This is a genomic window from Nonomuraea sp. NPDC003560 (assembly GCF_042878785.1).
Taxonomy (GTDB): domain Bacteria; phylum Actinomycetota; class Actinomycetes; order Streptosporangiales; family Streptosporangiaceae; genus Nonomuraea.
Window position 1 is genome coordinate 554817 of sequence record NZ_JBIAOF010000003.1, and the last position, 21088, is coordinate 575904.

Below are 21088 nucleotides of genomic sequence, written 5' to 3' on the forward strand. Positions count from 1 at the left end.
CCTCTGTAGTGAACCTGTAGTGGCTCTCTTGCGCCCCCGCACATCCTTGGATCTCAGCGGGCGCCACCCGTGCGCCCCGAGCAACCAGGGAGATCCTCATGGTCAAGACCGCTCGCCGTTACGCCAAGTACGCCGTCAGCGCCCTGTCCACCGCCATCTTCGTGCTGAACGGCTGATCACCCTCGCGTGCACCCCCGGGGGACCGCGTCTCCCGGGGGGCCACCCCCCACACGAGCGGAAGGACGAGGCGTGTTCGGCACCGCGGTACGCCAGCTCGGTTATGCCTGGTCGATGATGTCGGGCCGCAGGTTCCGCCTGCGGGACGTGAACGCGCTGGCCGACGACATGCGCGTGACCCTGGAGACGTTCGGGTCCCCGGGCGAGGGCGCCGACGACATGCTCGCGGGCAGCGACCCCGAGCTCCAGGAGGACCTGACCCGGCGGCGGCTGCGGCGCACGGTCCGCCACGCGGCCGCCGAGAGCCCCTACTACCGGCGCTGGTTCGAGACGAACGGCGTGGACCCCGGCTCGATCACGCCCGCGACGCTGTCCACGATCCCGCCCACGTCCAAGGCCGACCTGCGCGGCATGCCCGCCGCGTTCGTCTCCGACCGCGCCCGCCCGGTCGTGCTCGCGCACACGACGGGGACGACCGGGACGCCGACCATGGTGTGGTTCTCGGCGTACGAGATCGAGCTGATGTCCTCGATGTCGGCGCTGGCGCTCATGCTCGCCGGCAACCTGCGCTCCGCCGACCTGTGGGCCAACGCGATCAGCTCGCGGTCCATCGCCCAGATCCTCACCGAGCGGGCCGTCACGCGGACCGGGGCCGCGTTCGTGCACCTGGGCGCGGTCGATCCGGCCGTCGCGCTCGACCGGCTGGCCACCCCGATGCACGTGCCGGGCAAACACCCGCAGATCACCCAGCTCAACGTGACCGCCTCCTACCTGGGGGCCCTGGTCCAGGAGGCCGAGCGGGGCGGCTGGCAGGCCGGCGACTTCGGCCTGAGCACGATCTGGTCGGGCGGCGAGGTGCTGACCGACGCGCTGCGCGTGCGCGCGGAGCACACGTTCGGCGCGCAGGTCCGCGACGGCTACTCCATGACCGAGATCGCGCCCGTGGGCGGCCGGGTCTGCGCCGACGGCCACCTGCACCTGCCGGCCGACCAGGGGCTGGTCGAGATCCTCGACCCCGTCACCCTGCGGCCCGCCGAGCCGGGGGCCGTCGGCACCATCGTGGTCACCCCGTACTCCACCTACCGCGACACCACCCTGCTGCTCCGGTACGTCACCGGCGACCTGGTCAGGGTCCTGCGCGCGGACGAGCAGCCGTCGTGCGCGCTGGCCGCGCTGCCCGCGACCTCGCGCGTGCTCGGGCGGGTGTCGCCCGGCGGGCTCACCACGCGCGACGTCCTGGACGTGCTGCAGGCCGAGCACGCGCTGCCGCTGCCCACGCGCTGGTCGCTGGAGGGCTCCCTGCTGTACGTCGTGGCCGGCAAGTCCGACGCGGGCCTGCTCGGCCGCCTGGAGGAGCGGGCGCACGGGCTGCCCCTGGACGGCATCGTCCTGGTCGAGACCGCCGACGACCTGCCCACCCCCTGCCGGCTCCGCGCCGACCTGCTGGAGCTCAGCTTCGAGCGAGGACTGTGATGACCCCGTACGTGCCGGCGCTGTACGCGCTCGTCGCCCTGACCGTCGCGCTGACCGCCGCCTACCTGGGCCGCTACGTCATGGCCAGGCCGCCGGTCGGCCGGATGGTGGGCTCCGACATCGCGGTCATGGTCGTCGCGCTGGTGGTGATGCCGTTCGCGTACCTGCACCTGCCGACCGGCGTCGTGGTGTCGGTCTTCGGGCTGGTGGTGCTGACGCTGGGGCAGCTCACGCTCGCGCCCGTGCTGGGCGGCCGGTGGGCGACGGCGGCGGTGCTGCTGCTGTGCGCCGCCGACGTGGCCGTCCACCTCGCCGGATGGCCGGCGGGGGTGCTGGTGGTCAACGACGTGCTGCTGATGCTGCTCGTCGTCGGGGCGGTGAACCTGTGGGTGCAGGCGGCGGTCACGCCCGGCCAGGTGGCCGCGCTGGCGGTGGCGCTCACCGGCTACGACACGCTGGCCACCGGGCTGTCCTCGCTGACCCTCGACTTCGTGCAGCGCATGCAGGGGCTGCCGTTCGCTCCCGTGCTGGCCACCTCCTACGGCGAGAACCCCTCGCTGATCGGCCTCGGGGACTGCCTGATGTTGTCGCTCTGGCCGGCGGTGGCGGTCCGGGCGTACGGGAAGGCGGCCGCCTGGTGGGCGGCGGGGCTGGAGGCGGTGCTGCTGGCGGTCTCCATCGCCGTCGTGCTGGGCGGCGGGCGGCCGATCCCGCTGCTGACCGCGCTCGGCCCGCTGATCCTCGTCCAGTGGCTGTACTGGCGGCGGTGGTCGGCCCGGCGCACGCCCGCGCCGGTCCGGCCCGCGGTGAACCTGGCGCTGGACGTCCCGGCCGGCGCGCCGGAGGGGGTGTGGGCCGCGCTGGACGACGGCGGCGCGCTCGTCGGCGAGGGCGCCACCCCGGGCCAGGCCCGCCGCGAGGCCCGGCTGGCAGGCGCGACCGGCACCCCGGTCGTGCGATGGCTCCAGGACTGAGCCACAGGCCCGCGCCCGGCCCGGAGGTGATCGTCACGGCGGCCGGGAGGCTGACCGTCACGGCTGGCCGGAGAGGCGACCGTTGCGGCTCGCCGGACGGTGACCGTCACGGCTTGTCGCGGGGGTGGTCCTTCAGGTAGGCGGCGACCTGGCGGCCCTCCGGGGTGTCGCCGAACAGGGGCAGGGCCTGCCGCCAGGCCGTGGCCGCCTCCTCGTGCCGTCCGAGGCGGGCGTGGGCCCGGCCCATCTCCGTGAGCGTGCGGGCCCGCCACACCTGCGGGCCGTCGCGGCCGAGCCGGTCCAGCGCGGCGGCCAGGTGCCGCAGCGCCTCGCGCGGGTCGCCCTGGCGCAGCCGGACGACGCCGAGTGCGTGCCCGCTCAGCGCCTCGCCCAGGACGTCGCCGCACTCCACGAACAGCCGCAGGCTCGCCGCCAGCGTCTCGGCCGCCTCCTCGAACCGGCCGAGCGCGCCCAGTGCCTCGCCGAGCCTGCGCAGCACCTTGCTCATCTCGACCCGGTCGCCGACGGCCTGGGCGGTCAGCAGGCTCTCGCGGTAGCACGCGACCGCCTCGGCCGTCTCGCCCGCCTGGTAGCAGGCGGTGCCGAGGGCGCGCAGCAGGTTGCCGCGGGTGCCGTGGTCCTCCTCGCCGGTCTCCGCCAGCCGGGCACGGGCGATCTTGACGGCCTGCTCGTGCTCGCCGCGTTCGATATGGATCCAGATCGGCCACGTCCAGGCGTAGGCCAGGCCGGCGGCGTCGTAGTGCGCGGCCAGCAGCTCGATCGCCGCGTACGCGTCGGCCAGCGCCTCGTCCAGCCGGCCCGAGCCGTGGCGGTCGGCGGCCCGGCTGATCAGCGCGTACGCGGCCCCGTGCGGGTCGCCGACCCGCTCGAAGGCGGCCAGCAGCTCCCCGCACGCCGCGTCGGCGGCCGGGTAGCGGCCCCGCTCGATGTCCATGTTGACCAGCAGCAGCCTGGACCGCAGGGCCGTGCGCTCGTCGCCCGCCGCGGTGGCCGCCGCGATCACCGCGTGCTGGACGCGCTCGGCGTCGGTCAGGAAACGTTCCATCGTCAGGTAGCCGGTCAGGTGGTGGGCCAGCTCCGCGGCGGTGGCGACCTGCCCCAGCTCGGCGGCGGTGGTGACGGCGAGCACCAGCGTGCGCCGCTCGGCCGACAACCACACCGTGCCGGCGGGCGTGTCGGCAGTCGTGCCGGAAGCCGGGTCGGCAGTCGTGCCGGAAGCCGGGTCGGCGGGCGTGCCGGGGCCGGGGTCTCCGCGTTCGTAGGGCGGGGACAGTGGAATGGGCAGGCCGCGGGCGGCGGCCCTGGTCCTGCGGAGGCTTTCCAGCGCGAGCCGGGTCAGCGCGGCGTGCCGCTGCCCGGCGGGCTCCTCAGCCTCGGCGCGTTCCCTGGCGTAGACGCGCAGCAGGTCGTGCAGCCGGTAGCGGGGCTGACCGGCGGCGTCGATCTCGGTGGAGGTGAGCATGCCGCGCGCGACCAGCGTCTCCAGGACGGCGTCGGCCTCCCGCGCGGGCAGGCCGAGCAGGGCGGCGGTGGTCCACTCGGCGACGCTGTCCAGCCCGGCCAGCCCGAGCAGGCGGAAGGCGTGCCTGGCCCACTCCGGCAGCGCCGCGTAGCCCGGCTCGAACGTCGCCCGGACGTCGAGGCCGCCGACGACCAGCTCGTCCAGGTCGTGGCCGGCCAGGCGGGTGGCCAGCTCGCGTACCGGCCAGACCGGGCGGATGGCCAGGCGGGCGCCGGCGACCCTGAGCGCCAGCGGCAGCCGGCCGCAGGAGCGCAGGATCTCCTCGGCGGCGTCCGGCGCGGCGCCGATCCGGTCGCGGCCGGCCACGCGTTCGAGCAGCAGCCGGGCGTCCCGCTCGCCGGGGAGGTCGAGCCGGATCCGGACGGCGCCCTCCAGCGCGGGCAGCGGCGAGCGGGAGGTCACCAGGACCGCGCCGCGCGGCGTGCCCGGCAGCAGGTGGCGGAGCTGCGCCTCGTCCACGGCGTCGTCGAGGACGACCAGCACCGCCTGGTCGGCCAGCCGCTGGCGGAGCAGCCCGGCGCGTTCCTCGGCCGAGGCGGGGATCATGGCGCCGTCCAGGCCGAGGGAGCGCAGCAGCACGTCGAGCAGCTCGCCGGGGTCGCGCGGGCCGCGGGCGTCCTGGCCGAGCCGGACGAAGAGCTGGCCGCCCGGGTAGTCGGCGCGCAGCAGGTGGGCCAGGTGCACGGCGAGCGTGGTCTTGCCGATGCCGGGCAGGCCCGACAGGATCGCGATCGGCGGGCTGAGCCGGTCCGGCCGCGCCCGTAACAGCGGCAGCAGCTCGGCGATCTCCGGCTCCCGGCCGACGAAGTCGGCGGTGTCGGCGGGAAGCTGGCACAACGCCTGTAGCGGCACGGCCGCCCCGGGCCACTGGTCGGCCGGCCCGGCCGCCGGGAAGCGCGGATCGGCCGCCGCGGTCGCCCCCGGCGGCCGGTCGAGGTCGGGATCGCCGGCCAGCAGCGCGGCGTGCAGGCGGCGCAGCTCGGGGCCGGGTTCCAGGCCCAGCTCGGCGACCAGCAGCTCGCGGGCCTCGCGGAAGGCCTCCAGCGCCTCGTCCCGCCGCCCGCCGCGGTGCAGGGCGATCACGAGCTGCTCCCACAGCCGCTCGCGCAGCGGGTGGGCGGCGATGAGGGCGCGCAGCTCGGCGACGAGGTCGTCCTGCCGGAGGGCGAGCCGGGCGTCGATCCACTCCGACCGGGCGACCGCGAGGCGTTCCTCCAGTTCGAGGAGCCGGGGGGCCATCGCGCCGGTGAGCGGCACGTCCTCGGCGGGCGCGCCGCGCCACAGGGCGACGGCCTCGGCGTAGGCGCGCTCGGCCGCGGCCAGGTCGCCCGCCGCCCGCTCCCGCCGGGCCAGCCTCAGCGTGTCCTCGAACACCAGCAGGTCCAGGCTGCCCGGCGGGACCTCGCAGACGTAGCCCGAGCCCTCGGTGCGCACCAGCAGGCCGCCGCCCGCCAGGGACCGCCGGAGCTGGTGGACGTAGGTCTGGATGTTGGCCAGGGCAGAGCGCGGCGGATCGTCCCAGACGGCGGAGATCAGGCGCTTTCTGGAGACGGTCGCGTTCGGGTGGAGCAGCAGGACGCCGAGCACGGCCCGCTGCTTGCGGCTCAGGTGCACCCGCCCGCCGGGGCCGTTGACCCGGATCGTGCCGAGGATCGCGAAGTCCACCGTGCCTCCCTCGTGGCCGGACCGAAAGATCGGCTTTCCGGACGGCAGTACATCCCCCGCGACGGCGTTTTGACAATCCCGGGTGAGGGACCCTGACCTGATCCGGCGCGGTCAGCCGCAGACGGGCCGGTAGGGCAGCGTGGGCACGTACGTCCGCCACTCCCGCTCGGTCAGCGCCCGCCCGACGCGCGCGCAGACCGTCTTCGCCACCAGCTCGGCGGCGGCCGGGACGCGCCCGACGGTCCCGCCGGCGTCCACCGTCAGGACGTGCGAGCCGTCGGGGGCGAAGGCGATCGACAGCAACTCGCCCTCGTCGCGGTCGAGTCCGCCGCCCGGGTCGGCGGACAGGCCGAGGTCGCCGCCCGTCCTGGGGTCGATCAGGCGGACGCGGCCCTGCCCCGCGTTGACCGCGACGAGGTCCTCGACCGGCGAGTACGCCGGAGTGCCGAGGAAGGAGAAGCCCTCGGTCCCCTCGGTCAGCCGCCGGCCGCCCGCGTCCCACATGCTCAGCCGGCCGCGCGAGTCGAACACGACCAGCCCGTCCCCCGCGTGGGTGAAACGCACCCAGGAGCCCAGGACGTCCTTGCCGAAGACGCTGAACGGCGGGCCCGCGACCCGGCCGTCGGCCGCCCGCAACACGCGCACGTCCAGGCCGGTCACCGCCAGCCGTCCGCCGTCGGGCGCGAACGCCAGGTCCACGACCTGGCTCAGGTGCGTGCTCCACAGGCGGCGGCGCGACCGCCAGTCCCACAGCTCGACCGCGTCCTCGCCGGTTCCGGGGGCGTCGAGCACGAGCGCGAGCCGGCCGCCGTCCGGGCTGAACCGGACGAGCTCGGGCTGCGCCCGCCCGGCACCGGCGGCGAACCCGCCCGCAGGCTGCCTGGTCGCGGTGTCCAGGACGCTGACGTCGTGGCCGGACAGCAGCGCGAGGCTCCGGCCGTCGCGGCTGAAGGCGAGCGCGTGCGCGGTGGGCAGGCGGCCGGACGTCCCGCCCCCGACCTGGCGGAGCGCGCCGTCCACGACGAGGTGCAGCCCGTCCTCGGCGAGGTCGGCCCGCTCGTACGGCGGGCCCTCGACCGGCTCGTTCACCAGGTCGGCGACGTCCACGGCGAACACCTGGTCGCCGACGAGGTAGCGGAAGGTCGTGCCGTCGAAGGCGGCGGCCGGGCGGGTTCCGGCGTCCACGTCCCCGCGCACCGGGACGGCGCTCAGCAGGTGGCTGTCGGGCAGCCGCCAGAGCTGGACGGTGGCGTCGGTGACGGTGGCCAGCAGCCGGCCCGTGTGGTCGAAGACGGGATCGCCCTTGTTCCAGGCGCCTTCCGTGCCCTCGCCGACCTCCTCGGTCCAGCCCTCCTCCGTCTGCCTCAGGGTCAGGGTCCCGTCGCCGGACGTGGCCAGCCACCGGCCGTCGGGGCTCAGCGTGCCGCGCCGGGCGGCGGGGTCGGTGACGTCCCACTGCTCGCTGTCGTCCGGCTTGACGATCACCTTGCGGCCCTCGTGCCGGCGGACGGCGTCCTGCCAGCCCTCGACCAGGTCCCTGGTCCGGTGGACCGGCCAGTCGCCGACCGGGCGGCCGGTGCCGGCGTCCCAGGCGCGGGCGCGGCGCCCGGTGGCGGCGACCAGCGTGCGGCCTGAAGGGGACAGCCCGATGTCGGACACCCGCTCGCGGCCGAGGCCCAGGCCGGAGATCAGCGTGACGCGCCGGCCCGTGCGCACGTCCCAGAGCCGCGCCTGGTCCTGGCCGACGCTGAGCAGGGTGCGGCCGTCGGCGCCCAGCGCCCGCAGGGTGCTGCGGGCGGCGGCCGGGTCGCGGAACATGCCGCGCTCGCGCTGCGCGAGCGCGGCGGTCAGCGCCGCCCTGGCCTGCGGCGTGGGCCGCAGCCGCCAGGCGGCCACGGCGAGCAGCCCGGCGAGCACCGGATCGCTGCGCCTGGTCGCCTCGGCGCGCGCGGCCAGGCGCGTGGACTCCGACGTCGTCAGCCGGTCCTGGAGCTCGTCGGCGCGGGCGGCGGCGAGCCTGCTCTGCTGGACGGCCACGCCGCCCGCGACCAGCGCGACGACCAGCAGCCCCGCCAGGCTCAACGTCAGCAGCCGGGCGCGGCGGGCCCGGCGTTTGGCCAGCCGCGCCGACGACTCCAGGAAGTCGCGCTCGGCCTGGGACAGCCTGATGTCGCGGCGGGCGGTCGCCGCCCAGCTCAGGGCCTCCTCCAGCATCGTGCCGTGGAACAGGCCGCCGTCCCTGCGGCCGCCGTCGTCCCAGCGCCGGACCGCGGCCAGGATCGGGCCGTGGACGGCCAGCCCCTCCCTGTTGGCCTCGATCCAGCGGCGCAGCCGCGGCCAGGCGTGCGGCAGGGCCGGACGGGCCAGCCAGACCTCGTGGCCGTCGCGGCCCAGCAGGTACGCGAACACCTCCAGGATCCTGGTGACCGCCGGGATCTCGGCCGCCGATCGTCCGGCCACCAGCTCGTCCAGGGCGGCCTTCCGGGTGGCCAGCTCGCCCATGCCGTCCACGGTGAACAGGCGCAGGAACACCTCGGGCGCCAGCTCCCGCTCCGCGGGGGACAGCAGGGTGTAGGAGTCCTCGGCCAGCGTGCCGAGCGACGGGTCGGCGACCGTCCCGGCGACGTGGGCGGCCTGTCGGCCGCGTTCGAGCAGCCGCGCGGTGTCGAGCCCGCCGTCCCCGCTGACCAGCGCGAGCAGCAGCCGGCGGGCCTCGGGACGCCGGCCGGGCTCCTTGCTCAGCGCCGCCGACACCAGCGGGCGCAGCGAGTCGGGCAGCGCGGCCAGGTCGGGCGTGGCCGACAACACCCGGTGCATCACCCCGCCCAGGCTCTCGGCCTCGAACGGGTCGGCGCCGGTGGCCGCGTACAGCACGACGCAGCCCCAGGCGAACACGTCCGCGGGCGCGCCGGCCCGCTGGCCGCCGAACACCTCGGGCGCCATGTACGTCGGGGTGCCGGTCACCAGGCCGGTCGCGGTCAGCGACATCTCGGCGGTGCGCGCGATGCCGAAGTCGATGACCCGCGGGCCGTCCGGGCCGAGCAGCACGTTGTCCGGTTTGAGGTCGCGGTGCACCACGCCGGCCTCGTGGATGGCGGTGAGCGCCGTCGCCACCGCCGTGGCCAGGCGGTGCAGGTCGCCGCCGAGGAAGCGGCGTCCGGCGGCGACCGCCTGGCGCAGGCTCGGCCCGGCGACGTACTCGCTGACGATGTGGGGGCGCGGGCCGTCCAGCTCGGCGGCGAGCACGCGGGCGGTGCAGAACGAGGCGACCCGCCGCGCCGCCTCGGCCTCCCTGGCCAGCCGTCCGGCCTCGTCGCCGTGCAGCACCTTGATCGCCACCCGGGCGCCGTCCTCGGCGTAGGCCTCGTAGACGACGCCCTGACCGCCGGCGCCCAGCCGTCCGGCGAGCCAGTAGCCGCCCAGGCGTTGCGGGTCGTCAGCGGTCAACGCGTTCACGGCTGGTTGGATGCGGTGATCGCCGGCAAAGTTGCGGTCATTTTTCCCGTTCATCGGCGCTTGACATTCCATCGGCGTCAGGACCTAGGATCGCCGCCGTGCTCATGACCTTGACGCTCAGCGCGGCGCTCGTCCTGACCGGAACGCCTGCGCAGGCCACCAAACCCGTGTCGTTCCGGGGGTTCACCATCCAGATACCGGTCTCCTGGAAGGTGAAGAAGGACCCGGTCGGCGGGCTCGACGTGGTCACCGGGGCCTGTTCCAAGCGGGCGATGGAGTGCCCCGGCTTCTCCCTCGGCGGGCCGCGGGCCATCTCCTACGCCTCCGAGGGAGGCACGTACCGGCCGGGCGAGCCGTACCACCCCAGCACCGGGGTCGTGGAGTGCGTCCCGGACCGGCGCTACTTCGAGGGCGTCCCGCCCGTCCGTCCGTCCCGCGCCGCGACCGTGCAGGTGGGGGCGGGGCACCGGGCCCGGTTCACCGAGTGGCGGCTGGGCTGCCAGACGAAGACCAGCAAGCCGGTCCCGGTGTCCTTCACCCAGCGCATCTGGTACCTGCGCAAGGAGAAGGTGCTGGTCGTCGACCAGTGGAAGACCCCCGGGCTGGGGAACATCCTGGCCAAGGCCGTCTGGAAGTGACCGGGTTGCCCGCGCGCCGTGCGGGCAGGAGATCGTCATGCGCAGCAAGCGGCTCTCCACCGTCGAGGAGCAGACGTACGCGGTGGTCCTCGACCCAGGTGACGAGGTGGTCGAGAGCCTGACGGCGTGGGCCGCCGACAACGGCGTCCGCGCCGCCCGGCTGACCGGCATCGGCGGGTTCCGGCAGGTCACGCTGGGCTTCTTCGACCCGGAGGCGCTCCGCTACGACCCGATCCCGGTCGACCGCCAGACCGAGGTGCTCTCCCTGATCGGCGACTTCGCCATGCCCGACGACGACGTGCGGCCCACCCTGCACGCCCATGCGGTCGTGGGCCTGCCCGACGGCACGACCCGCGGCGGCCACCTGCTGGGCGGTGAGGTGTGGCCGACGCTGGAGGTGATCGTCACGCAGTCCCCCAGCTACCTGCGGCGCCGCCACGACCCCGCCACCGGCCTGGCCCTCATCGACCTGCGCTGACCCCACGGCCTGCGCCGCCGCCGACCTCTCCTCCTGCACTGTCCTCGCCCGGTCGCCGGCCCGGCCCGCTCCCGTCCGGTCGCCGGGCGGCGGCGGTCACTCGAAGTCGTCCGGGTTCAGTTCCTTCATGTGCTCGAAGCGCTCGCGTTCCTCGTCGTAGTCTTCCTCGCCTGCGGGGCCTTCGAGGTCGGCCGCGGGCGTCTCTTCGTCCTCGGGCTCTTTGCGTCGCATGCTCATCCCCCTCCCGGCGGACCGGGCACGGGGCTCCCCCGCGCCCATCGCTCCGGCTACCCCTCTGACCTGCGGGCAAACGATCGCGGACGCCGGATGTTGACCGGCTCTTGTGCGGGCTCGTGGGGGCGCTTGGCGCGCCGAAGGGGAGGTTTCCGGGCGATTGTTCCGACTATCTGAGGAGATGTACGTGCCCACCAAACGCTCCGCCAAGCCGACCCGGTCGAAGCCCGACAGCCAGCCGTGGCTGCACGTGAACGGCGTGGAGATCCAGGAGTACGGCACCGTGCGGATGTTCCCGCTCGGCCTCTCCCGCGACGCGCGCGAGTACTCCTGCCAGCGCCTCAACCAGATCCTGGCCGACACCCAGATCCTCTACAGCCTGTACAAGAAGCACCACTGGCTGATGCGCGGCCCGACCTTCTACCAGCTCCACCTGCTGCTGGACAAGCACGCCTCGGAGCAGATCGCGCTGGTGGACGAGATGGCCGAGCGCGTGCAGACCCTCGGCGGCGTCGCGGTGGGCGACCCCCGGCACGTGGCCGAGATCACCGTGATCCCGCGCCCGCCGAACGGCTGCGAGGAGGTGCCCGCCATGCTCTCGCGCCTGATCGAGGCGCACGAGACCATCCTCGTGGCCGCCCACGACGCGGCCGCCCGGGCGCAGGAGATGGGCGACGACGGCACCAACGACCTGCTGGTTTCCGACGTCATCAGGACGAACGAGCTCCAGACCTGGTTCCTGATCGAGCACCTGGTGGACACCCCGCTGGTGGAGAAGCCGGACAGCTGACCGGCCACCCGATGTCCGGTAAGCCGGAAATCGACGCCAGGTGAAGGAAATGTCTGGATTTAGTCGGACATCGCACACCGGACGTAACGGTTCATACCGGGCGCAGTAAGGCGCCGCATCGAGCCCGCACCGCCGGGTACGCCAGGAATCGCGGGCCTTCGGGGCCGCCGGCGACCCGCCAGAGCGCGCCGCCACGAAGGCGTGCCTCACCAGCGGGACGCCCTCTGACCAGGGCCGGCCCCGACCGGGCCGCCCTGACGGGGGCTACTTCTGACCGGGAGCGACGGAGAACGACATGACCCAACCGCTGACCTCACCGCCCGCCCCCGCCCACGGCGTCGCGGGACGGGAGCGGCGGCCATGAGCCTGTCGGACCGCGAACGCCGCATCCTGGCCGAGATCGAGCAGGATCTGCGCTGGCAGGACCGCGACTTCGCGTGCCGCATCGACGCGCTCAACGCCAAACCAGCCCGCCGCCGCCGCTGCCCGGTGACCCGCAGGGAGATGGCGTTCATCCTGGTCATCGTGGTCGCGATGACGCTGCTGTCGGCGGTCGTGTTCGTGGCGGCAGGCCGTCCGCGCACCCCGCCCGCGCCGCGCCCCACCCGCGAGGTGGTGACCACCTCGCCGCAGGTCACCCATCCATGACCGCCGGCCGCCCGCTCAGGACGGCGGCGGGGCGACCGAGGCGCGGGTGACCAGGCGCGAGCGCAGCGTGTGCACGCCGTGCCGCGGCTCGGCGCCGTCGAGCACGTCGAGCAGCACCTCGGCGGCCTTCGCGCCGAGCTGGTGGACCGGCTGCTCGATCATCGTCAGCGGCGGGTCCATGACGGCCGCCCAGGCGCTGTCGTCGAAGCCGATGAGCGAGATGTCGGCCGGGTAGGACAGCCCGGCGGCGCGCACGGCCCGCAGCGCCCCGGTCACGGCGTCGGTCTCGGTGCAGAACAGGGCGGTGGTGCGGTCGGGCAGCGCCAGCATGCGGGCCACCTCCTGGGTGGCCCACTCCTCGGTCTTCGGGCCGGTCATGACCAGCTCGGGATCGAAGGGGATGCGGGCGTCGTCGAGCGCGTCGAGGTAGCCGCGCAGGCGCTCGCCGTCGGTCCACACGTTGCGGGCCTTCTCCAGCAGCGCCCGCCTGGTCACGGGCAGATCGACCGAGGACGGCCCCCACACGAACCCGATGCGCCGGTGGCCGGCCGCGATCATCACCTCGACCGCCTCGCGGGCCGCGCCGCGGTTGTCGATGACGACCGTGTCGAGGTCGAGCGGCGCGACCGCGCGGTCGACCAGCACGATCGGGATGCCCCGGCCCATGGCCGCCCTGATGTGCTTGACCTCGTCGCGCCCCACGGCCGCCGAGGCGATGATGACGCCGTCGACCCGCTTGTCGATGAGCACGTCGGTGGCCGCCACCTCCTCGTCGAGCCGCTCGTACGTGCTCAGCACGATCGTGTCGAACCCGCGGGCGCGCGAGGCGTCGGAGATGCCGCGCATGACGCCCGCGAAGAACGGGTTGCCGATGTCGGCGAGGATCACGCCGAGCGTGTGGCTGACCCCGGTGGACATGCTGCGGGCCAGGGCGTTGGTGCGGTAGCCGAGCTTCTCGGCCGCCGCCAGCACCCGTTCGCGCAGCTCCGGGCTGACATAGCCGTAGCCGCCGAGGGTGCGGGCCGCGGTGGCGCGGCCGACGCCGGCCTCGGCGGCCACCTCCGAGATCGTCGGCCGGCCCGACTGGCTCCGGTCGGCTGCCATCGAACGGGTTCCTCGTTTCTGGGGGGTCGCGGGCACGCCCATGCTAGCCGCGCGGGGCGGGCCTGCCGAAGCCGAAGGCGCCTTCGACGAAGCACTGGTCGTAGGCGGTCTCCGCGCCGGCCAGCAGCGCCCGCAGGACCGCCCCGCGGCCGGGCGCGGCGCCCTTGCGCCAGCCGTCGCGCAGCAGGGAGACGGCGAACCCGGCCAGGAACGCGTCCCCGCAGCCCATGGTGTCGACGATCTTGCCCGGGTCCTCGACCAGCCGGGCGGGGGCGGCGACCAGGTCGTGGCCGTCGTAGGCCATCGCGCCGTCCACGCCCCTGGTGCCGAGGGCCAGGCGGGCGCCGCTCGCCACGGCGCGGGCCAGCAGGTCCCGGGTGCCCGCCGCGTCCAGGTGGGAGCAGGACAGGAGCACCAGGTCGGCGTGCGGGCAGACGCGGTCCAGGTAGGCGGGGGCGCGGTAGTCGTCCTCGCTGGACAGGTCGAAGCTGACCAGGGGCCGCAGACCGGCCAGCCCGGGCAGCTCGTCCTCGCTGCCGGAGTAGACGCTGGAGTGCACCAGGTCGAACGAGCCGGCGTAGGCGAGCAGGTCGCCGGTCAGCGCCAGCGGCTCCCGCACGGTGACGCCGCCGCCGTTCCAGCCCAGGAAGACCCGGTCGCCGTCGTCCACGCGCAGCCGCGACACGCCGCTCTCGCCGGGACGCACCACGCAGCGGTCGACCGCGACGCCCTGCGCGGCGACGGCCTCGCGCAGGAAGCCGCCGAGGTCGTCGTCGCCGAAGACCCCGAGGTAGGCGGCCTCGACGCCGAGGCGGCCGGCGTAGACGGCGACGTTCACGCTGTTGCCGCCCGGATAGTCGATGCCCCGATCGACGAACCGGTCGACGATGTTGTCGCCGAAGCCGAGGACTCTCATGTTTCTCCTGTGCCGAGGGGGTTCGGGATGGGCAGGCCGGGGCCGCTCCCGTCCCGGCGGGCGGGAGCGGGAGCGGGGGTGGCGGCGGCCTAGTAGTCCATGACCCGGTAGTAGCGGCGCAGGTCGAGCGAGTGGTCGCGGACGCGTTCCAGGTGCTTGCTGACCCGGCCCAGCACCGTGTCGAGCACGAGCGGCGCGAGCAGGCCGCGGAACTCGGGGCTGATGCCGTCGAGCGGGTAGTCGCGGGTGTCGAAGACGGTGACGTCCTTGGAGATGCGCCGGGCGAAGGCTTCGGCGCGGTCGGTGAGCGGGCGCGTCTCGTCCTCGCCCTGGAAGATCAGCACGCTCGTGTCCTCCTCCAGCAGCTCCAGCGAGCCGTGGAAGAACTCGGCGCTGTGCACCCTGGTGGTGCGCAGCCACTGCATCTCCTCAAGGATGCACATCGAGTACAGGTAGGTGAATCCCCACAGGTTCCCGCCGCCGATGAGGAAGTGGTAGTCGGTGTCCTTGTGGGCCTCGGCGAACGCGGCGGCCACCGGCTCGGCCTGCCGGGCGACCTCCAGCATCACGCCGGGCAGCCCGGCCAGCTCGCCGGCCAGCTTCTCGTAGCCCTCGAACTCGCCGCGGCGGGACAGCAGGCGGCCCATGAACAGCAACATCTGCTGGTCGAACGGCCACGCCTTCGGCTCCGACACCAGCACGGCGTCCACGGCCTTGGCGATCGGCGAGTCGGGGTAGCCGGTGAAACCGACCGTGTAGGCGCCCTTGTCCTTGACGTACTCGATCGCGCGCAAGCTGTCCTCGGTGGTGCCCGAGACCGAGGTGAAGATCGCGACCGTGCGCTCGCCGAGCCGGGCGTCGCCCGAGACGACCAGCTCGGCCGCGATCGCGGCGCGCACGTCGAGCGTCGAGCTGCGCCTGGCCAGGTGCTCGTAGGGCCACATCTGGGCGTACGTGCCGCCGGCGCCGACGAGCAGGAGGGTGTCGAACCCCTGGTCCACGAGCCGATCGACGAGCTCCTCGATCTGGGGGCGCAGGGCCACGGTGCTGGCCAGCTGCGACAGGAATTCCGGCTCGTTGAATCCGAGCATCTTCGCGTCCTTTCGGGAAAGCTTGCGGGCCGGCGGCGTCCAGCGGCCTGATACCGGTATCACGCGGAGGTCACGCTGACACAGGATCCGGCCGCGCGTCAACACCCCACCTGCGAGAACCCGCTTCTTACTGCTGTTTCGTCGCAGGAAAAAGCCCACAGGCAGGCGCTCGAAAAGAAAATCTTGCTTCGCGGTCTGGTACCGGTATCAGTTCATCTGTACAGTCAGCCAACACCCCCACCGCGGACCGGCAGGTCCCCCTCTCCCTCCGAGAGAAAGGAAGCCCATGCGCCCTCGCGCAATGACGTCGTTCGCGGCGCTCCTCGGGACGCTCGCCCTGGCCGGCTGTTCCGGCGGCGGCGACGGAGCGGCCACGGCCCCCGCCGCCGACCTGTCCGCCACGCCCGACTTCTCCGGCACGCTGAGCATCCTCACCAAGTTCGCCGGCGAGCCGCTGCAGCCGTACTTCGAGGACCTGGCCGCGGCGTACCAGAAGCAGCACCCGGGCGTGAAGGTCGAGCTCATCCAGGAGACCGACCAGAGCATCAAGGACAAGACCAAGACGCTGACCGCCTCCGACGCGCTGCCGGACGTCTTCTTCACCTGGAGCGGCAACTGGGCGGAGAACTTCGTGCGCGGCGGGCGGGCCGCCGACCTGAGCAAGGTGATCGGCCCGGACACCGAGTGGGGCAGGACGTTCAGCCCCGGCTCGCTGTCGGCCTTCGCCTACGACGGCAAGTACTACGGCATCCCGCTGTACGGCAACGGCAAGTTCATGGGCTACAACAAGACCGCCTTCGACAAGGCCGGCGTCAAGGTGCCCGGCACGTTCGAGGAGCTGGTCGGGAGCTGCGCGGCGCTGCGCAAGGCGGGCTACGAGCCGATCGCCTTCGGCAACAAGGACGGCTGGCCCGCCCTGCACTACCTCCAGCAGCTCTTCGCCTACGACGTGCCGGCCGACGTCCTGCAGGCCGACTTCACCCCGAAGACGGCCAAGCTCGACAACCCGGGTTACGTGACCGCGCTCAACCGGTTCAAGACCCTGGTCGACACCTGCACCGACACCGGCAAGGGCACCAACGGCGTGCTCTACAGCTCGGCGCAGCAGGCCTTCCACGACGGCAAGGCGGCCATGTACTACCAGGAGGTCCTGGAGTTCGACAACGCCACCGACAAGAACGGCCTCAAGCCGGACGACTTCGGCATCTTCCAGCTCCCCGCCCCCCAGAACGCGGCCGGCGACCCCAAGACCATCGAGGGCGCTCCCGAGGGTTACCTGATCAACGCCAGGTCGCCGCGGGCCGCGCTGGCCGTCGACTTCATGAAGTTCGTGACCTCCACGCAGAACGCCAAGACCCTGTCGGCGCCCCCGTACGGGCAGCCCAGCACGGTCGTCGGCGCGGTCAGCCCCGAGACCTCCAGCAAGGCCGTCTACGAGGGCATGGAGCAGGTCAACAAGGCGCCGCGGCTGGCCGCGTGGCTCGACACCGTCACCGTGCCCGAGGTCGCCGACGCCTGGCTGGCCGGCGGCGAGGCGCTGATCAGCGGCGGCTCGACCCCCGACAAGGTGCTGGCGAGCGTCCGCGAGGCGTCGGAGTCGGCGAAGTAGGCCGGGCGGCCGGAGGGAGAGCATGCCGGTGCGTGCCATACGTCAACGGGCGCTCGGCCTGGCGTGGGTGGCTCCCGCGCTCGCGCTGGTCGTGGTGTTCGTCTACCTGCCGCTGGTGCAGAACTTCCAGTTCAGCACCCTCAAATGGGACATCTACCGCGGCACCCAGGAGTACGTCGGGCTCGACAACTACCGCAAGCTGATCGACGACCCGGTCTTCTGGTCCTCGCTGGGCAACAACGTCCTGTACGCGGTGGTCTCGATCGTCTTCCAGGTGTTCGGCGCGCTGCTGCTGGCCGCGCTGATCGAGGGCGTCCGCAGTGAGCGGTGGCAGCGCGGCCTGCGGGCGGTGTACTTCATCCCGTCGGCGATCTCGATGACCGTCGCCGGCCTGCTCTTCTACTTCATCTACGAGCCCAACCTGGGCCCGCTCAACCACCTGCTCAGGGCGATCGGCCTGGACGGCCTGGCCCAGGCGTGGCTGGGCCAGGAGAGCACCGCCATGTCGGCGATCATCGCGATGAGCCAGTGGCAGGGCTTCGGCTACTCGACGCTGCTGTTCGCGGTCGCGATCCAGCGCATCCCGCGCGAGATCTACGGCGCCGCCGCCATCGACGGCACCGGCCCGGTCCGGCGGTTCTTCCACGTGACCGTGCCGCTCGTGCGGGAGATGACCGGGCTGATGATGATGGTCACCGTCTCGGGCGCCTTCCAGGTGTTCAACGAGGTCATGGTGATGACCAGCGGCGGCCCAGACAACTCCAGCCAGGTCCTGGGCACCTGGCTCTACCGCAGCGGCTTCGTGCGCAACAACTTCGGCTACGCCGCCGCCATCGCGACGGTGATCTTCGTCATCACGCTCGGCATCGCCGTGGGACAGATGTGGGTCACCCGTAAGAGAAGGGTGGAATGGTGAGTCGCCGCGGCTTCCTCGGCGTGATCGCGCGCGTGTTCCTCTGGGCGTTCCTGCTCTGCCTCGCGGTGGTCGTGCTCTATCCCCTGCTGTGGATGGTGCTCAACGGGTTCAAGTCCAACAGCGAGCTGTTCGGCAACCCGTTCGCGCTGCCGTCGAGCTGGAGCTTCGAGAGCTACCAGAAGGCGTGGAACCGGGGGGTGAGCGACTACCTGACGACGAGCGTGCTGGTCACGCTCACCTCCACGGTCGCCACCGTGTTCGTCAGCGCGTGGGCGGCCTACGGGCTGACCCGGGTGGACATCCCGTTCAACCGGTTCGTCACGATGGCCATCCTGGGCGGGCTCATGCTGGCGCCGACCGTGGCGCTCGTGCCGCTGGTCAAGATGTTCCAGGCCATGGGGTTGTACAACAGCTTCTGGGCGCTGCTGATCCTCTACACCGCGTTCCGGATCCCGTTCACGACGTTCCTCATCAGGGCGTACATGATCGACCTGCCGCGCGAGGTGGACGAGGCCGCCGAGATGGACGGGTGCGGCCGCTGGACCGCGTTCTGGCGGATCATCCTGCCGATGTGCAAGCCGATCCTCACCTCGACCGTGCTGCTGCACATCCTGTTCGCCTGGAACGAGTACCTGTTCGCGATGGTCTTCACCAGCGGCGCCGGCGTGCAGACGCTGCCGGTCGGCCTGACCGGCCTGATGAGCAAGCACGGCACGGACTTCCCCGTCGTCTTCGCCGGGATGGTGATCGCGGCGCTGCCCGTGGTGCTGCTGTTCTTCCTCGGCCAGCGCTACATCGTCAAGGGCCTCGCCGACGGGGTCGGGAAGTGAGTCTGATGTCGTTGTCACTGCGGCAGGTCACCGGTTCGAACTTCGCCTACCAGCACCTGCCCTTCGGCCGTTTCCTCGACGACGCCGCCGCGCTCGGGCGCGAGCACCTGGAGCTGTGGGGCGTCGCGCCGCAGCTGCACGTGCCGTGGCTGAGCGACGCGGAGGCGCGGGCGATCCGCCGGCGCGCCGCCGGGCGGGGGCTCACCGTCCGCTGCCTGACGCCCGAGCAGGTGGCCTACCCCGTCAACCTGGCCTCGCCGGACAGCCGGCTGCGGGCCGCGAGCGTGGCGATGTTCCGCCGGGCCGCCGAACTGGCCGCCGAGCTGGGGGCCGAGCTGCTGCTGCTGACCCCGGGCCGGGGCTTCGAGGACGAGCCGGTCGCCGCCGCCTGGCGGCGCTCGGCCGACGCGATCGGCGAGATCTGCGCCTACGCCGGCACGCTCGGCGTGTCGTGCGTGCTGGAGGCGTTGCAGCGGGTGGAGTCCAACCTGGTCAACGACGCGCCCACGCTGGCCCGCATGATCGACGAGGTGGACGCCCCGAACCTGGGCGCGGTGCTGGACACCGTGGCCATGGCGGCGGCCGGGGAGGGCGTGGACGACTACTTCGACGCCCTCGGCGACCGGGTCAGGCACGTGCACCTGGTCGACGGCTCCCCCACCGGGCACCTGGCCTGGGGTGACGGCGAGCTGCCGCTCACGGAGTACCTGGCCGCGCTGGACCGCAGGGGCTACCGGGGGGCGATGACGTTCGAGCTGTTCGGGGCCGGGGACTACGCCTTCGACCCGCGTCCCGTGGTGGAGCGCTGCCTGGCCTCCGTACAGGCAGCGCTCCCGGGAGCCTCATAGCCCGCCGACGGCTCCGGGCATGACCAGCCCCCTGCCCTGGCCGGGGTACTTGGCCACCAGCCTGGACCTGCCGGTGCGGACGTCCACCGCGTAGGCCCGGGTGTCCTTCCCGGCCTCGACGGCGAGCGTGACCTCCGACCGGCTCCGCCAGATCGTGGCGTCGTGGATGCCCGCCCCCGTCGGCAGGCCCTTCACGGAGACCTTCCGCAGGGTGCGGCCGGTCCTGGTGTCGAGCACCGTGAGCCTGCGGGTGACGTACTCGGGCTGGGCCTTCTTGCCGGGCGGGAACTCGAAGGCGACCACCGTGCGGCCGTCCGGGGCGAGCTCGCTGAACATGATGAAGACGCCGTCGAAGCGCACCGGCCGGCCGCCGCCGGTGACCGGCATGAACAGCAGGTCGGTCCTGCGGTAGCGGACCAGCTCGGCGGCGCCGTCCTTGATGGCGACCGGCTCGTACACGCCGGGGACGGACACCGTCCCGCCGGTCCGCACGTCGATCAGCAGGCCGGGGTCCTTGGTGCCCTCGCGCGGGTCGAACGCCAGGTGGCGGCCGTCGTCGGAGAGCACCAGCATGGAGCCCGTGCCGAGACGTTCCTCCGCCACCTTCGCGGCGGAGACCGTCTCCGCGCCGGTCACCATGTCCCGGACGACGTGCGCCCCCGCGTCTTCGTCGTAGTAGGCGAACATGCGCCCGTCGCGGCTGAGGGCGACGGGCACGCGGTCGTTCCTGGCGGTCCTCGCGAGCGCCTGGGGCACCCGGTACGTCCTGCCGTCGGCGGTGACCACCCGCCATTCGCCGTCCAGGCAGCCGGGCGGCGCGCTCTTCCCCTTGGGAGGCAGGCAGCTCTGCCGGTAGGCGTGGCTGAGCGTCCCCACCTTCCCCTCGGGCAGGACGGGCACGGCCGCGGCCGCGGCCTGCGGCGCGGCGGCGGGCACCCGTCGCGGCCCGGCCACCAGCACGGCCGCCGTCACCCCGGCCAGCACCGCGATCGTCGCGGCGGCCGCCAGCGTCGCCGAGGCGCGGCGTCTGCGCCGGTACCCCGCCACCGCGAGGTCGGCCAGGTTCACCGGGGGCGCCTCCTCGGCGATGCCGTTCAGCGCGTCACGCAGTCTGGTCATCGGGCCGCCTCCTGAGGGGTTCGCGAGTCCACGAGGTCGGGGGCCAGCGCGCGCAGGCGCGCCAGCGCGTGATGGGTCTGGCTCTTCACCGTGCCGACCGCGCAGCCGAGCGCGTCGGCGGTCTGGGCCTCGGTGAGGTCCTCCCAGAAGCGCAGGACGATCACCGCGCGCTGCTTGCGCGTCAGCTTGTCCAGCGCCTGGCGCAGCACGATCCGGTCGAGCGCGTCGTCGTCGTAGGTGACCGCGCGCTCGGGCGGGTCGGCGCTGGGCAGCTCGGGGTTCGGCCGGCGCCGCCACGAGATGTACTGGTTGACCAGCGCCTTACGCGTGTACGCCTCCGGGTTGCCGTCCCGCGCCAGCTTGTGCCAGTGCCGGACGACCTTGACCAGCACGCTTTGGAGCAGGTCCTCGGCCTGGTGAGGGTCGCCCACGAGCAGGTAGGCGGTCCGCATCAGCGCCTGTTGCCGGGCGATGACGAACTCGCGGAAGCCGTCGTGAGCGTCCAATGTGGTGATCTCCCTTCGCCCGTTCCCAACGCGGCCGGCCGGGCGGAGGGTTGCAGGTTCGTCGCAGAATTCT

General features: G+C 73.4%; 18 protein-coding genes. 10 read left to right on the forward strand and 8 right to left on the reverse strand.

The features are described from left to right. The first annotated feature begins 249 nt into the window (after positions 1-249). Positions 250-1650, forward strand: coding sequence for a phenylacetate--CoA ligase family protein (locus tag ACFYUV_RS13475; RefSeq protein ID WP_387668453.1), 1401 nt, complete (start codon positions 250-252; stop codon positions 1648-1650). Further along, positions 1650-2624 carry a hypothetical protein gene (locus ACFYUV_RS13480; RefSeq protein ID WP_387668455.1) on the forward strand — a complete coding sequence of 325 codons (975 nt, stop codon included), beginning with the start codon at positions 1650-1652 and terminating at the stop codon, positions 2622-2624. The genes ACFYUV_RS13475 and ACFYUV_RS13480 overlap by 1 nt, the downstream gene beginning before the upstream one ends. 106 nt (positions 2625-2730) lie before the next feature. Here the strand turns inward: ACFYUV_RS13480 and ACFYUV_RS13485 are convergent, their stop codons facing one another. Then, a complete protein-coding gene (locus ACFYUV_RS13485; RefSeq protein ID WP_387668458.1) occupies positions 2731-5832 on the reverse strand; it encodes a BTAD domain-containing putative transcriptional regulator in 3102 nt (1033 codons plus the stop codon). A gap of 111 nt (positions 5833-5943) precedes the next feature. Continuing rightward, positions 5944-9288, reverse strand: coding sequence for a WD40 repeat domain-containing serine/threonine-protein kinase (locus ACFYUV_RS13490; protein WP_387668460.1), 3345 nt, complete (start codon positions 9286-9288; stop codon positions 5944-5946). A 98-nt stretch (positions 9289-9386) separates the two neighbouring features. Between ACFYUV_RS13490 and ACFYUV_RS13495 the strand changes: the two genes are divergently transcribed. Together ACFYUV_RS13495 and ACFYUV_RS13500 are read left to right on the forward strand one after the other, a co-directional pair. Beyond that, on the forward strand, positions 9387-9926 hold the full coding sequence (locus ACFYUV_RS13495; protein ID WP_387668463.1) for a hypothetical protein: 540 nt from the start codon (positions 9387-9389) through the stop codon (positions 9924-9926). Between the two features lie 37 nt (positions 9927-9963). Next, positions 9964-10404 carry a PPC domain-containing DNA-binding protein gene (locus ACFYUV_RS13500; RefSeq protein WP_387668465.1) on the forward strand — a complete coding sequence of 147 codons (441 nt, stop codon included), beginning with the start codon at positions 9964-9966 and terminating at the stop codon, positions 10402-10404. Between the two features lie 96 nt (positions 10405-10500). Here the strand turns inward: ACFYUV_RS13500 and ACFYUV_RS13505 are convergent, their stop codons facing one another. Continuing rightward, positions 10501-10635: a hypothetical protein gene (locus tag ACFYUV_RS13505; protein ID WP_352349578.1), complete on the reverse strand. Its 135-nt coding sequence runs from the start codon at positions 10633-10635 to the stop codon at positions 10501-10503. Positions 10636-10819: 184 nt separating this feature from the next. Between ACFYUV_RS13505 and ACFYUV_RS13510 the strand changes: the two genes are divergently transcribed. Beyond that, positions 10820-11428: a Dps family protein gene (locus ACFYUV_RS13510; protein ID WP_387668468.1), complete on the forward strand. Its 609-nt coding sequence runs from the start codon at positions 10820-10822 to the stop codon at positions 11426-11428. Positions 11429-11788: 360 nt separating this feature from the next. Further along, positions 11789-12076: a DUF3040 domain-containing protein gene (locus tag ACFYUV_RS13515; RefSeq protein ID WP_357970689.1), complete on the forward strand. Its 288-nt coding sequence runs from the start codon at positions 11789-11791 to the stop codon at positions 12074-12076. A 15-nt stretch (positions 12077-12091) separates the two neighbouring features. On the opposite strand, the gene ACFYUV_RS13520 is transcribed toward ACFYUV_RS13515, so the two are convergent. From ACFYUV_RS13520 to ACFYUV_RS13530, 3 genes are all read right to left on the reverse strand, one after another. Next, on the reverse strand, positions 12092-13180 hold the full coding sequence (locus ACFYUV_RS13520; RefSeq protein WP_387668472.1) for a LacI family DNA-binding transcriptional regulator: 1089 nt from the start codon (positions 13178-13180) through the stop codon (positions 12092-12094). Between the two features lie 43 nt (positions 13181-13223). After that, complete coding sequence (locus tag ACFYUV_RS13525; protein ID WP_387668475.1) at positions 13224-14096, reverse strand: PfkB family carbohydrate kinase; 873 nt, start codon at positions 14094-14096, stop codon at positions 13224-13226. An 89-nt stretch (positions 14097-14185) separates the two neighbouring features. Beyond that, positions 14186-15187, reverse strand: coding sequence for an SIS domain-containing protein (locus ACFYUV_RS13530; protein WP_358283057.1), 1002 nt, complete (start codon positions 15185-15187; stop codon positions 14186-14188). 286 nt (positions 15188-15473) lie between these two features. On the opposite strand from ACFYUV_RS13530, the gene ACFYUV_RS13535 reads away from it, so the two are divergent. From ACFYUV_RS13535 to ACFYUV_RS13550, 4 genes are read left to right on the forward strand one after another with little or no spacing between them, the layout of a single operon-like run. Further along, positions 15474-16796: an ABC transporter substrate-binding protein gene (locus ACFYUV_RS13535; RefSeq protein WP_387668478.1), complete on the forward strand. Its 1323-nt coding sequence runs from the start codon at positions 15474-15476 to the stop codon at positions 16794-16796. A gap of 28 nt (positions 16797-16824) precedes the next feature. Further along, positions 16825-17712 (forward strand): sugar ABC transporter permease, encoded by an 888-nt coding sequence (locus tag ACFYUV_RS13540; RefSeq protein ID WP_358283053.1) that lies wholly within the window; start codon positions 16825-16827, stop codon positions 17710-17712. After that, positions 17706-18542, forward strand: a complete 837-nt coding sequence (locus tag ACFYUV_RS13545; RefSeq protein WP_358283051.1) for a carbohydrate ABC transporter permease — start codon at positions 17706-17708, stop codon at positions 18540-18542. Before ACFYUV_RS13540 ends, ACFYUV_RS13545 begins: the two co-directional genes overlap by 7 nt. Positions 18543-18547: 5 nt before the next feature. Next, entirely contained in the window at positions 18548-19390 is an 843-nt protein-coding gene (locus ACFYUV_RS13550) for a TIM barrel protein (RefSeq protein ID WP_387668483.1), read from the forward strand. On the opposite strand, the gene ACFYUV_RS13555 is transcribed toward ACFYUV_RS13550, so the two are convergent. Together ACFYUV_RS13555 and ACFYUV_RS13560 are read right to left on the reverse strand one after the other, a co-directional pair. Further along, positions 19385-20509 carry a hypothetical protein gene (locus tag ACFYUV_RS13555; RefSeq protein WP_387668486.1) on the reverse strand — a complete coding sequence of 375 codons (1125 nt, stop codon included), beginning with the start codon at positions 20507-20509 and terminating at the stop codon, positions 19385-19387. The two genes, ACFYUV_RS13550 and ACFYUV_RS13555, sit on opposite strands and share 6 nt — an antisense overlap. Then, the gene (locus ACFYUV_RS13560; protein ID WP_352349556.1) at positions 20506-21015 is read right to left on the reverse strand and encodes a SigE family RNA polymerase sigma factor; all 510 of its coding nucleotides are present in this window, start codon (positions 21013-21015) and stop codon (positions 20506-20508) included. Before ACFYUV_RS13560 ends, ACFYUV_RS13555 begins: the two co-directional genes overlap by 4 nt. Positions 21016-21088: the final 73 nt, after the last annotated feature.